Raw genomic sequence first — 12,977 nt, 5'->3', positions numbered from 1 at the left:
GTTGAATTGTCGCTAATTTCGGGCCATGAACATCAGGATCGGATTCGGATTTGACACACATCGCCTTGTAGAAGGGCGCGACTTGATTTTGGGCGGCATCAACATTCCGCATGAAACCGGCTTATTGGGCCATAGCGATGCGGATGCGCTGCTGCATGCGATCTGCGATGCCCTCCTCGGCGCCGCCAATCTCCGCGACATCGGCTTCCATTTCCCGGACACCGACCCCAAATACAAAGGTGCCGACAGCCGCTTGCTGCTTGCTGATACCGTCAAATTACTCCGCGAAAAAGGCTGGCAAACGGGAAACGTCGATTGCACGATCGTCGCGGAGGCGCCCAAACTCAACCCGCACGTACCTGCGATGCAGGCCGTGATCGCGCCCCTGCTCGGCGTGGACATCGACGCCGTCTCGATCAAAGCCACCCGCAACGAAGGCATGGACGCCATCGGAAACCGCGAAGGCATGAAAGTTTATGCCGTTGCGCTTGATCACACGAATTTGAATTGAGAATGGAGAATGGAGAATTGAGAATTGAGAATGGAGAATGGAACTGAGCATTCTCCATTCTGAATTCTCAATTCTCCATTATATATTCCTTCCTGCGTAGGCACTTTGCATCTGCGCCACCAGCTGATTGTATTGCCGCTCGCGGCCGATCGTCGTGGGTTCCATGTGGCCGGCATAGACCTTGACATCGTCACCCAAAGGAAATAGTTTGTTCACGATCGAGTCGATCAATACCGCTCCGTTTCCGCCCGGCAAGTCCACCCTGCCCACGCTGTCAAAAAACAGCACATCGCCGCTGAATACTTGTTTGCTATCGCGGTGAAAAAAGGAAACATGCCCTGCCGAATGTCCCGGCGTAAACAACACCTCCAATTTTGTATTCCCGAATTCGACGACGTCTCCCTCCTCGACAAAAAGGTCGGGTTGCGGTGACGGGTCAATGCTCAAGTTGTACATGCGCGCGAAAGCGTCTGCACCCACAAGGTTGTACAAATCGTCCTTGTGCGCCACCAAAGGCACATTGTAACGCTTTACCAGCATGGCATTCCCCAAAATATGGTCGATATGGCAGTGCGTATTGAGGACCTTCTCCAAACGCAAGCCCGCATTTTCAATGTAGGCCACGAGTTCGTCGCGTTCATGGCGGTGGTAGCAGCCGGGGTCCACGACCACGCAAGCACCGGTCTCATCACTGAGGACGTAGGTGTTTTCGCCGAAAAACTCTGTGAAAAACGTGAAACTTTTGACTGTAAGCATGACCTTTGGGAAATTCAGTGGCACAATGGAAAACCGGCCGCAAAAATAGGGAATGCGTTTGAAGGATGACAATCATCAGGGAGAATCAAAATTCAGGGGGACGAACATAACAACGGCACGCATTCAGCGTTTCACATGCAGATGGTAGCATCCAAAAATGTATTGATCGTCGGTGGCGGCTTGGCAGGCTGCTTCATGGCGATGGAATCGGCCAAACGGGGGCATCGCATCCGTTTGGTGGATCGCTACAACCCGAAATCGGCGAGCCGCGTGGCGGCGGGACTGTACAATGTGATCACGGGCAGGGAAGCCAACAAAACCTGGATGGCTGACGAAATGCTCGCTGCCTTGGCAGCTGTCACGGCACATCCTGCATTCGAAGAACTCGGCAAGTTCATCCATCCCATGCCGATCCTGCGCCCATTTCCCGACGGCACCAATTACAATGACTGGATGGTGCGGCTTCAAGACCCCGAATTTTCCTGGCTTGCAGCGCATCAAGGAATACCCTTTCGGCCAAATGTGCTCAAAAATCCCATCGGCGGATTGCGGATTTTGCCCTGCGGCTGGGTCGAAACGGAGGCGATTTGCAAGGCAATTGTGGAGATTTTGACCGCAAAATTTGATTTTCAGCGCGTCGAATCCCCATTCTACTACGCAAGCCTGAATCCAAATACCGGAGAATGCAGCCAACCCGGACTGGAAGACACCTACGACGAAATCATCTTCGCGGAGGGAATGGGCATCATGGGCAATCCCTGGTTTCAATTCGTGGAAATCAGGCCGCTCAAAGGGCAGATTCTGGAGCTGAAAATGGAGGATGGTTTGGGCGAAGAACAGATTTTGCTGCGCAAGATGTTCCTGATTCCCAAGGGCGACCTGTTTTACACGGCAGGATCCACCTACGAATTGCATTTTGAAGACGATGAAACGGACGCCGAAGGCATCAAAACCATCACGGATTCCGTAGAAGAAGTTACGCCCTTGGGCTTTGAAGTCCTTTCTGCACGCGCCTCGATCAGGCCAACCACGCCCAACCGGCGCCCGATTTTGGGTCGTCATCCGGAATTTGAGCGCCTGATAGTTTGCAATGGACTGGGAACCAAGGGTGTATTGCAGGGCCCCTATTCGGCCCTCATCTTGCGGGATTGGCTTGATGGCCACGCGCAAAGCCTTGGAAAGGACGTTTCCGTCCTGCGATTTTTGAAAAAGTTTGCCTAGATTACACTGAGAAATCATGATGCGTCTCAGAATAGTATTTTCTCTTGTATTGCTTGCGATCGGTGTTCAGCTGACCGCCCAGACGAATATGCTGGGCACGACCAACATTCCTGTCAACAAACAGCTGAATTGGAAAAATGTCTCCACCGAATTTTTTGACGTGCATTACAGCACCGACGATCCGGTCATGGCCGGTGTGGCGGGCAAGATGGCCGAAGAGGCACTTTGGGATATTTGCAAAGCATTCGACTACAAAAACAGGTCCCGTTTTGCATTTTACCTGTACTTGAGCCCCAACGACCTGATTCACAGCAATTCCTATCCCGTTCGGAATGAAAAAGACAACGGATTGACGCCACTGCGGATCAATTCGACGAATCTCCTTTTCCCGGGCAACTATGAAGCATTTCGGGAGCACGTCCGTTCCGAGGTGACCAAGTTGGTGATGGAGGACTATTATTTTGGCGGACAAATTCAGCTCAGCATCCAAAATACCGTACTGCTTTACTTGCCCGATTGGTATGCCGAGGGTTTGCCGGCCTACTTGGGCGAAGGTTGGGACTACGAAGACGAATTTTGGCTTGCCAGCCTCGAAAAATCCCACATGCTGAATTTTGCGATCGAAGGCCAAGGCCCCATTTACCATACCGCCCGCAAGTCGATTTGGTACTTCATTGCGCAAAATTACGGCCCTGAAAAATTGGGCGAAATCTTTTACATGACCCGCCTGACCCGCTCGGTCGAGGATGGCGTGATCCATGTTTTGGGCATTACCCTGAAGACGCTGACCGAAAAATGGCGGGAATTTGTACTGCAGCACATCACAGACAATGCCAATTTCCGCGAACCGATCGACAAGGAAAGTGTATTGGCCGAATTGGCGCCGGGAGACAAGGTGCTTTCGTTTGCCTTGCACCCCAACAAAGCCAAAGCTGCCCTCTACCTCAACAATGGCGGCAAGCATCGGGTAGTGATCTACAACTTTGAAACCGGAAAAATCAAGTCCACACCCATCGAGGGCGGATTTGCGACGGAGCAATACGACCGTTTTCGCTTTGAAATGCCGATGGCTTGGAGTCCGGATGGCAATCAGTTGGTGACGACCATCTATGACAAAGCAGGCGAATACTTGGCGTGGTACGACATGACCAAGGGTTCGGTCAAATTCGTTACGTTTCAGCCGGGCTTGGACCGCATTTACCAAATCGCATGGAGCCCTGACGGGGCGCAGTTGGTGTGTTCAGGTTTGCAGCAAGGACAAATCGACCTATACCGGTTTGTGCCCGGAACGGGATCTTTTGTGCAGCTGACGAATGACTTTTACGACGATCTCTATCCTGTTTGGAGTGCCGATGGCGGCCGCATCTACCACGCATCCACACGGCAGCAGGCGGTCTTGGCGCCAGGCGTGAATGCGCGCTACGACGCCAACGAATTGGGCCTCGACATCTGGGCCTACGATTTTACCGAACACAGCCTTAGCCGCGTGACCACAAGTCCTGACTTCAATGAAGTGCCCGTCGGCATGTCCTCAAGCTTCGAATTGCTGATCAAATCCGACCAAACCGGCTTGAACAACTTGCAAAAAATCAATGTTTTCGTTGGCGACTCAAGCTATCAGACCAACATGAGTCCGGGCATGTATCGCGCCGCGGTCAACGACTCGCTCCTCGCCTATTCGACCTCCTTCAAAGGCGACCTGATGGTCTATGTCGCCCCGCGTGAAGCGGTTTTGCAAGACCAAGTCGCCACCCGCACCATGCTGCGTCAACGCAACGACAAGGCGGCAGCCTTGCAGCGCCTCAAACTGCAGAATGCTGCAAAAATGGATTCCATCCGCAAAGCCGGCACAGCCTTGCCCGATCCAAAAAATACGGACAACGAAAAACCGGAGGCCGATTCCGCCAAATCCAACAACAAAACCGTCAAATACTACGTCTTTGATGACGACGAAGGCGATGACAAGGAAAAACCACGCAAACGTCCAAAGAAATCCAACGGCGACTACTTGCTGAAAAAGGAACCCGAACGCCCGAATTTTGATGCGGTCGTGGTCAAAAGCCCGACCTATTCCCGCACGGTTTGGTCGGCAGACCGGGTTACGACGAGATTCGGCTACGATCCGGTATTCAAATTGAGTTTTCTGGCGGAAGCGAGACTACGTGATCAACAGGGCAACCATCAAATCACGATGGGTTTCAAGTCCTACTTGGACTTGCGCAGCAACGACACATATATAAGGTATGCCAATCTGAAACATTCCTTGGATTATCAGGTCGGATTTACGCATTCGGGAAGATTCCTGAACAAGGCAGGGTTGGCCGCGCGTTACAACTGGACACGCTTGGATGGTTCCTTGGTTTTGCCGTTGAATCGCTATTTGAGTATCGGTGGCGGAGCGCATCTTTCCCTGATCAACCGGAAGAACATTGCCTTGCTGATTCCCAAAACGATCGATGGTCAAGCTTTGATGGCGGGCGGCAGGCTCAACATGACCTTTGACAAGACGGTATTTGAAGGGAATTTCATCCGGAAAGGGACCTTTGCGACGGTCGACTTGACGAATGCCTATTCGTTTTCCAACAACAGCGACAATTTTGTCACGGGCCGCGTCGACTTACGGAAATATATTCCTGTGCGGCGATCGGTGCTTGCCGGCAGGTTGTCAGGCGCTTGGTCTGAAGGGCCGATGCAACAGCAATTTTTCCTCGGTGGTACACCTGAGGCACTTTTGGCCCGCTTCCAAAACCCTGCGGATTTCCCGATCGAAAGTCCGCATTTGCCCGCCTTGCACTACATGGAATACATCACGCCGATTCGGGGCTTCCAATTCAACGGTCGCAACGGCACAAAATTTGTCGCCGCCAATGCCGAATTGCGCATTCCACTGTCCCGCATCATGCTCAATTCGCTGAATACCAATCCGGCATACAACATCGAATTGATCCCATTCTTTGACATTGGCACAACTTGGACGCAGGGCAATCCGCTGTCGCAAAAGAATCCGATTGATACACAGGTGATCAATTCCTATCCGCTGACGATCACGGTGCAGACGCTCAAGAGTCCGTTTCTGATGGGATTTGGTGCGGGAACGCGGCTGCAAATGTTTGGCTACTCGATGCGGGCCGACCTCGCTTGGGGGGTCGAAGACTACACGATCCTGAGTCCAAGGCTGCATCTTTCCTTGGGCAAAAATTTCTGATCCGCAATTCCGCTTGAACAAACGCCCTACAGCTTTGCTCGCCCACTTGGCATTGGCTGCGGTGGCCCTGTTTTATGGCCTCAATTATTTTGTACTCAAACCGGTCTTTGCCACGGGCATCAACAGTTTTGCGGTTTTGGCCATTCGCTGTGCATTGACGGCAGGCTTCTTTTGGGGCTACCATGCGCTGTTTGTGCGGGAGCGCGTACGCGAACGGCGTGATTTCGGAAGGTTGCTGCTCGCGGCATTTTTTGGCGTCTCGGTCAACCAAACCTTTTTCTTGTGGGGCCTTTCGCTGACAAGCCGGGTCAATGCCTCGGTTTTGATGATTCTCACGCCGGTTTTTGTTTTTCTGGCAGCCTGGGTTTTGCGCGAGGAACGGTTTTCAATGCGGACATTGTCTGGATTGATCATTTCGTTTGCCGGCGCATTGGGATTGATCCTCAGCGGGAGTGACCAAACCTTTCAAGTCGGCGGCGCCACGATTTCCGGAGATTTGATGATCATGGTGAACGCAGCATCCTATGGACTTTACTTGGTGTTTGTCAGGCCCTTGGTGCAGAAATACAATACCTTCACGATCATTAAATGGTTGTTCCTCTTGGGATCCATCCCCAATATCCTGATCGGTATCGTCCCACTTTCGCAAGTACCCACCGGAATCTTCACGACCGAAGTTGTGCTCCGAATCGGATTCCTGATCGTTTTTGCTACGATTGGCGCCTATTGGCTGAATGCCTGGGCAATGAAGCGGTTACCCTCGTCTGCGGTCGGCATTTACATCTATGCACAGCCGGTTTTTGTGACCTTGCTCTCGGCGGGATTGGGCATGGGCGAGGTAACTTGGTTATCGATTCCGTTTATTTTCCTGATATTTGCAGGGGTTTGGTTGGTAAGCATGCGCAAGCCTGACCAACCGCAAGGACAGGCGAAGGAATTGTGAATAATTTTGCCTTCTGTCTCTGAAATTATGTGGTAATTTGAATGAAGCGGAACGATTGGCAGTGATGTCGACGTTTCAGGACGCCAAGGGAAAGCCAATTTGGGCCAACCAAAACACGTTCGATACTGAATGGAAAGATTCGAAGATTTCGGGCAAGAAGACCAAGGCGATCAACGGCTGCAACAAGAGGCGAGCCGTTTTGAAGCTATGCTCAAGGGAGATGCCTACCATTTCTTTGACATGCTCACGCTGGAGGATCTTTTTTTCTATTACATGCGTCACAACAAATTCAGCAAGGCTTTGAACTTGGTGAATTACAGCCTGAAACAACACCCCAACAGCGAGGAATTGTTTTTCAAGCGGGCGACGGTCCTTTTGGAAATGGGCAAGCTCAAGGAGGCCCGTCGAGAGGTCAAACGTGCGATGGAAATCAATCCGACGCAGTTGGACTATGTTTTTCTCGATTCCGAAATCCTTTCTCAGCTCGGAAAATACAAGGAGGCCATGGCTTCCTTGGAAAAATTCCTGTCGCTGACCGATACCCCCGAGGAAGTCTGGTTTCACATGGGCAACCTCGCCCAAAACCTCGGCCACGTCAAGGACGCCGAAAAATGCTTTCGCAAGGCGATCGAGTTGCAGCCCGACTTTGAGGAGCCGGTCTACGAATTGGCATATTGCCTGGAAAGTCAGGAAAAAGTCGATGATGCCGTAGCACTCTACAATAGTTTTCTCGACAAGCAGCCTTTTGCCTATCCTGTTTGGTACAACCTGGGCATCTTGTACGCGCGACTTGGGCTTTTTGAAAAGGCCATTGATTGCTACGACTTTGCTTTGGCCATCGAAGACAGTTTTGCCTCCGCATGGTACAATAAGGGCAATGTGTTGATGGACTTGGAAAAGTACGAAGAGGCGCTCAAGTGCTTCCTCGAGGCTTGCGTCCATGAAAAGCCCGACCTTTCCATTCACTACAACATCGCGGAATGCTACGAACACTTGGGGCATTATGCGATGGCCGTGAAATACTACTTCCGCTGCACCGATTCCAATCCTGAGTACACTGACGCTTGGGTAGGCTTGGGCTATTGCATGGAATGTCAGGAAAAACCTTCGGAGGCGATCACTTTCTACAAAAAGGCCGCCACGATTGATTCGGAAAATTTTGATACTTGGGTTTCCCTTGCCACCTGCGAATATCAGGTTGGCCATACACTTTCAGCCTACGAGGCGCTGCAGCAGGCCTTGCGCCTGAACAGCAACGAGCTGAAAATGTGGCAAGAATGGGCCCATCTGCTCTGGGATGATGACAACAAGGATGGCGCGATTTCCTTCCTTGCCGAGGGCATCAAGCTCAATCCATCGATGGCCGAATTGTATTTTCAAGCAGCTGCATTCTGCTACATGAAAAAGAAGGTGAGCAAGGGCGCCAATTATTTGGAGAATGGCCTGTTGCTCGACCCAAGTAAATACAAAATCATGCTGCGCATCGAACCCGCGCTTGCAGACCTTCCCACCGTGAAAAATCTGATTGCTCAATACGTTATAGAATGAGTTTCGAATTAAAAAATCTCCCTTACAGAACCGCGAAGCCGCGTGAGTCTGGCATCACCATGGTCATGGACAAAGGCTTGAGCATACGCGAAGCCGAAGACTTGATGGATGTAGCAGGTCATACGATCGATGTCGTGAAACTGGGTTTTGGCACGAGTGTCGTGACCAACAACTTGGCCAAGAAGCTGGAAGTGTACCGCGCCGCCGGCATGCCCTATTATTTCGGAGGCACCTTGATGGAAGCCTACGTGATCCGTGGCCAATTTGACGATTACCGTCGTCTCATCGAGCACCACAAATGCCAAGTCGTCGAAGTGAGCGATGGCAGCATCGACATGACCACCGAAGACAAGATTGGCTATATCCGCACGCTCGCCCAAGATTTCCGCGTGCTTTCCGAGGTCGGTAGCAAGGATGCCAATGTCGTGATTCCGCCCTACAAATGGGTCGAATTGATGAACATCGAGCTCGAAGCCGGTTCTTGGAAAGTGATTGCCGAGGCCCGCGAAAGCGGCACCGTCGGTGTGTTTGAAAAATCCGGCTCCGCCAACTCCGGCTTGATCGACGAGATCATGCACTACGTGCCTTCGGAAAAAATCATGTGGGAAGCACCATTGAAAGCACAGCAAGTCTGGTTCATTCAGCTGCTCGGCACCAACGCCAACCTCGGCAACATCGCGCCTAGCGAAGCCATCGCCCTGGAAACGTTGCGCATGGGTCTGCGCGGAGATACTTTCTTCACGTTTTTGAAGTAAAGGTTTCCCGATCTAAAAGAGAATGCTTGGGGCTACGCATGTGGTTCCAAGCATTTTTTTGTGGGCTGTTTTTCGTCTAACATTTCGATCTATTCCTAAAATCGGAAAGCTTGCGCCCGCTTTCCTTACAATCCAAACTCTACCAACAAACAAAACTTCTATTTCTGTACAGGGTGACCTTCACCTTCCCACTTCATCATTCCGCCCTGAAGGTTATAAATATTGGTAAAGCCTTTTTCCTTCAACTTTTCGGATGCTTGAGAACTACGGCTTCCGGCCTTGCAATATACAACGATCGGAAGTGCCTTGTCAAATGTTGTTTCGGCACGGGAAGCAAAATCTGCATCAAACCAATTGATGACTTTGGCGCCTTTGATCGTGCCGAGGGCAACCTCCTCAGGTGTGCGCACGTCGAGGATTTGAAGACTGGCATTTTCGGCCATCATTTTTTCCGCCTCAACCGGACCAATCGTCTGAACGCCTTGGGCTTTGGCAGGTGCGGCTGTGGTTGCTGGCGAATTGCCTGTTGCTTCCTGCTGCGCCTGACAACCGGCGGCCAAGAAAAACAGGCTGGCAAACGATGCTAAAATGCTGATTTTGAAGAATTTTCTCATTGCACTTCGGGATTTGAAGACGTTGACTTACGCTTTGAAGGTTGAAAAATTGCGGCGACACAAAGTCCGATGATACCGCCCCGCGCCATGCTGAGCTTCCAACTTGAATCAATTGGGCAGCTGTCGGTACAGCCCCAAAAGTTCCAGTAGAGGAAGCCACCAAGCAAGCCTAGAAGGCCGAGCGTCAGGTAGATATATCCGTATTTGAGTTTTCCCACACTACAAAACTATACCGCTACAAAGCCCGTCTCTGTAACCAATGTTACAGAAAATTCGTCACCAAAGTTACGCCCAGCGCATTTATGCCCGAATCAAACTCCTACCCCAGCTTTTCCTTGATCAACTGCTCGGCCAAGCTGAGATCAACTTGCTCGACATCAGTAAGATTTGCAGCAAGTGCATGCAAAATTTCATCGTTGATACCGCCCCGTCGCAAGGCCTCGGCATACGGCGTACGTGTGAAGGACACCATTTCGTAGCGGGAAACATAACTTTCAGGGAAAGTCTTTTCGAGTTTGTGCTCGATGAGTTTCCTGAAGCGCCAATTGGGGTCACCGACGCGGTCGCGCATCTCAAAATAGTTGTCGACGGCCATGTCGGCAATCGCTTGTCCATTGGCGACGCGTTGCCGGCTGTATTCTGCGAAGACTTCCTCCCAATCCTTGCCTTCGACGATACAATTGTTCAAGACGGTGCAATCTTCGAATGCCGCATTCATCCCCTGCCCGTAAAATGGAACGACCGCATGCGCGGCATCGCCCACCAAGGCACATTTTCCGCCAAAATGCCAGGGATCGCATTTCACCGTCACCAACTCACCCGTTGGATTGCTGAAAAACTCTTCGGCGAGATTGGGAATCAAGGCTTTGGCATCGGGGAATTCCTTTGCGAAAAAAGCCTCAACCGCCTCGGCGGTGTTCAGTGTCTCAAAGCTATCCGGCCCCACGGCTGGATAAAACAGCGTCACCGTGAAGCTTCCATCCATATTGGGCAGGGCAATGAGCATAAAGCTGCCGCGTGGCCAAATGTGCAAAGCATTGCTTTCGATCCGCCATTTTCCATCCTCCGAAGGCCTGAAGCTCAATTCTTTGTAGGAAGCAGGATGATACGTCTGCGAAAAATTGAACCGTGGCGACCGCAGCAAACTCGCGCGTGCACCCGAGAAGGCGCCATCGCAAGCGATCACCGTTTGTCCGGAAACGCGCAGGTTTTCGCCCGTTTTTTCATTCAACAACAATGCTTCGCCCGTATCGAGGTCCATTCCCACACAACGGTGGTCGAAATGAAAGCTGACATTCGGAAAAGAGGCCGCAGTATTGATGAGCAGGATGTTGAGATCCCCGCGCGAAATCGAATTGATGGCCTTTTGACCGTCTTTGCTGTAAAACTGAAAATCGGTATTGCCTTGGCGGTCGTGAATCATGCGGCCATGCATCGGAATACACATTTCCTTGACCGCATCCTCCAATCCGACGTCTTTCATCGCAAACAATCCGCGGACGGAGATTGCCAAGTTGATGGATTTGCCGACGTAAAGGTCGGTCGTGCGGGGATCGGGACGGCGTTCATACACTTCGACCTTAAATCCGCGGCGCCCCAAATAGGCGGCCATGAGTCCACTGCTCAGGCCTGCGCCGAGCAAAATGATCGGTGCTTCTAAGTTGATCTTTGCCATGCCCGAAAAATACAGAAAAGATCGCGAAGCGCGGTCCGGTAATTCGCTGATTTATGTTTGGATTTGGAAAGCGCAAATGCTTTTCAGTCTTCGTAGTCGATGCGAATCGTCAACTGATGCAGCTTCGTCTTTTCATCGATCTTCTCGTTGGCGGAGGCGATGATCGCATATTCCTGCGTTGCACTTCCCGAACTGTAATTGGCAATCGCTGACCATTTTTTGGAAGGTGTCGGCGGAAGAAGTTTGAATTCCCCGAAGGTCTTGCTCAGATCAGCAAGTGTCGTTTTCCCAATCAGAGTAAAATAAATGGCTCCCAAGCGTTCGCCGGCAGCTTCCTTCACAAAAGTGAGTTCGGCTGGGCATACGGGATCGGTTACCCCGAATTGCGTTGCGAAATGGGGTTCATCTGGTACAGAATGCCCCGCGCGTACGGCAGCATAGCTGGGTCCAAATTTTTCAAACTCAGTGATTTGGTACCGGATACAATCCCCGATATCTCTCTTCTTCTCCGTCATAGATTGCAAGTTGATCAACAAAAGCCCCAACAGGAACATTGTCTTCATTTGGATTCTATTTCTTCTTCTTTTTGTCGGCCTTTTTTGCATCGGCCTTGGCTTTAGCTGCTTTTTTGGCCGCCACTTTCCGCTCGGTTTTGAGGGTCACGTCAAATTCGTCGCCCACACGCCAAGCATCACTTTCCTCGGGCAGGTTGCGGTAGTCTTCGTAGGAGCCATCGTCGCCCAACACTTGTTCGCGGTGATCGCTACCGCTGCCGTAGATGCTTTCGTACCAATTTTTGGCCACGAGCGATTTGACCTCGCCCTTCCCGATCGGATTAGCGCAAGCTGCCTTGGCAATCTTGGAAGGAATACCCATTTCGTCAGCGATATCCTTGGCCTTTTTACCTTCGCCTGCGAGTTTTTGCGCCATGTTGAACCATTGCTCGGCGTGGCGGGCTTCGTGGATGACGGTATTGGCAAAGTCATCGAGTTGCTTTTGCGTCAATTTTTCCTGGCTCAAAAAGTCATTGCCAACCAGGATCGTCCAGTCGGTGAAGTCAAATTGGCCGGAATCCTCACCGAGGTCGCCCACGCGCACGGCGCATTCAGGAACGCCGGCTGCCTTGAGTTGCTTGTTGATGAGCTCCACCATCTTGCCGCCACGTTGCTCGGCCGTTTTCAAGCTCGACCAATCAATGCCGAGGTAGTCCTGTGAAAATTCCTGTTCGACTTCGCTCGTAGCAAGACCGTGAGCAAACAACTTCGGAAGGGTTTTGGGGCCAAGCATGCCGTCGGCAGAAAGTCCGGCGGATTTCTGGAACTTGGCGATGGCCTGCAAAGTGGCATCGTCCATGGTACCGGACTCGGGCGTGCCTACTTTAGCCTGAATTTGCTTGATGATCTCCTCGCTGAAGTCGGCTGTATTTCCTGCATAAAATGCCTTTGCAGCTTCCAGCTTTTTGCCGCTGAGCAATCCCTTTTTCTGAACCGTCTTTTCGCCTCCGGCAAATCCAAACTTGGGTGGCGCCATGACGGTTCCACTTTGTTTGCTCATTTCCGGCTGATCTTGGCGAATGGCCTCCTTGCGCTGCAAGGGTGCGACTGACTTGGATTGGAACATGCTGCCCATGATACTGACTTTTTTGGCTGACGGACTTTAGACTTCGGCGATCATCCCCTCAAACCCTCCTTCAAAGCCTTAAATATAGCAAGTTCTTGCGAAAAATGCATTTCGGATTCGCAATTCTGA

The 12,977-nt window shown here is 51.5% G+C and carries 12 protein-coding genes; 6 read left to right on the top strand and 6 right to left on the bottom strand.

The genetic code is table 11. The annotated features are described in order from the left end of the window. Positions 1-25 precede the first annotated feature (25 nt). Positions 26-511 (top strand): 2-C-methyl-D-erythritol 2,4-cyclodiphosphate synthase, encoded by a 486-nt coding sequence (locus IPN95_07220; GenBank protein ID MBK9449193.1) that lies wholly within the window; start codon positions 26-28, stop codon positions 509-511. Positions 512-589: 78 nt separating this feature from the next. Here the strand turns inward: IPN95_07220 and IPN95_07215 are convergent, their stop codons facing one another. Continuing rightward, a complete protein-coding gene (locus IPN95_07215; GenBank protein MBK9449192.1) occupies positions 590-1,267 on the bottom strand; it encodes an MBL fold metallo-hydrolase in 678 nt (225 codons plus the stop codon). Between the two features lie 141 nt (positions 1,268-1,408). Here IPN95_07215 and IPN95_07210 point away from each other — a divergent pair, with 141 nt between their 5' ends. From IPN95_07210 to IPN95_07190, 5 genes are all read left to right on the top strand, one after another. Continuing rightward, complete coding sequence (locus IPN95_07210) at positions 1,409-2,488, top strand: FAD-dependent oxidoreductase (protein MBK9449191.1); 1,080 nt, start codon at positions 1,409-1,411, stop codon at positions 2,486-2,488. A 19-nt stretch (positions 2,489-2,507) separates the two neighbouring features. Continuing rightward, positions 2,508-5,693, top strand: a complete 3,186-nt coding sequence (locus IPN95_07205) for a PD40 domain-containing protein (protein MBK9449190.1) — start codon at positions 2,508-2,510, stop codon at positions 5,691-5,693. 13 nt (positions 5,694-5,706) lie between these two features. After that, a complete protein-coding gene (locus IPN95_07200; protein ID MBK9449189.1) occupies positions 5,707-6,636 on the top strand; it encodes a DMT family transporter in 930 nt (309 codons plus the stop codon). 129 nt (positions 6,637-6,765) lie between these two features. Then, positions 6,766-8,184, top strand: coding sequence for a tetratricopeptide repeat protein (locus tag IPN95_07195; protein MBK9449188.1), 1,419 nt, complete (start codon positions 6,766-6,768; stop codon positions 8,182-8,184). Next, a complete protein-coding gene (locus IPN95_07190) occupies positions 8,181-8,939 on the top strand; it encodes a phosphosulfolactate synthase (protein ID MBK9449187.1) in 759 nt (252 codons plus the stop codon). The genes IPN95_07195 and IPN95_07190 overlap by 4 nt, the downstream gene beginning before the upstream one ends. Positions 8,940-9,097: 158 nt before the next feature. Here IPN95_07190 and IPN95_07185 read toward each other — a convergent pair whose 3' ends face one another. From IPN95_07185 to IPN95_07165, 5 genes are all read right to left on the bottom strand, one after another. After that, the gene (locus IPN95_07185; GenBank protein ID MBK9449186.1) at positions 9,098-9,553 is read right to left on the bottom strand and encodes a rhodanese-like domain-containing protein; all 456 of its coding nucleotides are present in this window, start codon (positions 9,551-9,553) and stop codon (positions 9,098-9,100) included. After that, complete coding sequence (locus tag IPN95_07180; protein MBK9449185.1) at positions 9,550-9,771, bottom strand: hypothetical protein; 222 nt, start codon at positions 9,769-9,771, stop codon at positions 9,550-9,552. The genes IPN95_07185 and IPN95_07180 overlap by 4 nt, the downstream gene beginning before the upstream one ends. 101 nt (positions 9,772-9,872) lie before the next feature. Continuing rightward, positions 9,873-11,228, bottom strand: coding sequence for an FAD-dependent monooxygenase (locus tag IPN95_07175; GenBank protein ID MBK9449184.1), 1,356 nt, complete (start codon positions 11,226-11,228; stop codon positions 9,873-9,875). Between the two features lie 83 nt (positions 11,229-11,311). Then, positions 11,312-11,791 (bottom strand): hypothetical protein, encoded by a 480-nt coding sequence (locus tag IPN95_07170; protein ID MBK9449183.1) that lies wholly within the window; start codon positions 11,789-11,791, stop codon positions 11,312-11,314. A gap of 7 nt (positions 11,792-11,798) precedes the next feature. Continuing rightward, positions 11,799-12,857 (bottom strand): peptidoglycan-binding protein, encoded by a 1,059-nt coding sequence (locus IPN95_07165; protein ID MBK9449182.1) that lies wholly within the window; start codon positions 12,855-12,857, stop codon positions 11,799-11,801. Positions 12,858-12,977 lie beyond the last annotated feature (120 nt).

Source organism: Bacteroidota bacterium (assembly GCA_016718825.1).
GTDB lineage: Bacteria > Bacteroidota > Bacteroidia > J057 > JADKCL01 > JADKCL01.
Note: the sequence above shows the minus strand (reverse complement) of the source record. Positions and strands in the feature narration are given on the sequence as shown.

Coding starts and splice junctions, on each gene's coding strand:
- IPN95_07220 (MBK9449193.1), top strand. CDS start 26: ATGAACATCAGGATCGGATTCGGATTTGACACACATCGCCTTGTAGAA.
- IPN95_07215 (MBK9449192.1), bottom strand. CDS start 1,267: ATGCTTACAGTCAAAAGTTTCACGTTTTTCACAGAGTTTTTCGGCGAA.
- IPN95_07210 (MBK9449191.1), top strand. CDS start 1,409: ATGGTAGCATCCAAAAATGTATTGATCGTCGGTGGCGGCTTGGCAGGC.
- IPN95_07205 (MBK9449190.1), top strand. CDS start 2,508: ATGCGTCTCAGAATAGTATTTTCTCTTGTATTGCTTGCGATCGGTGTT.
- IPN95_07195 (MBK9449188.1), top strand. CDS start 6,766: ATGGAAAGATTCGAAGATTTCGGGCAAGAAGACCAAGGCGATCAACGG.
- IPN95_07190 (MBK9449187.1), top strand. CDS start 8,181: ATGAGTTTCGAATTAAAAAATCTCCCTTACAGAACCGCGAAGCCGCGT.
- IPN95_07185 (MBK9449186.1), bottom strand. CDS start 9,553: ATGAGAAAATTCTTCAAAATCAGCATTTTAGCATCGTTTGCCAGCCTG.
- IPN95_07175 (MBK9449184.1), bottom strand. CDS start 11,228: ATGGCAAAGATCAACTTAGAAGCACCGATCATTTTGCTCGGCGCAGGC.
- IPN95_07170 (MBK9449183.1), bottom strand. CDS start 11,791: ATGAAGACAATGTTCCTGTTGGGGCTTTTGTTGATCAACTTGCAATCT.
- IPN95_07165 (MBK9449182.1), bottom strand. CDS start 12,857: ATGGGCAGCATGTTCCAATCCAAGTCAGTCGCACCCTTGCAGCGCAAG.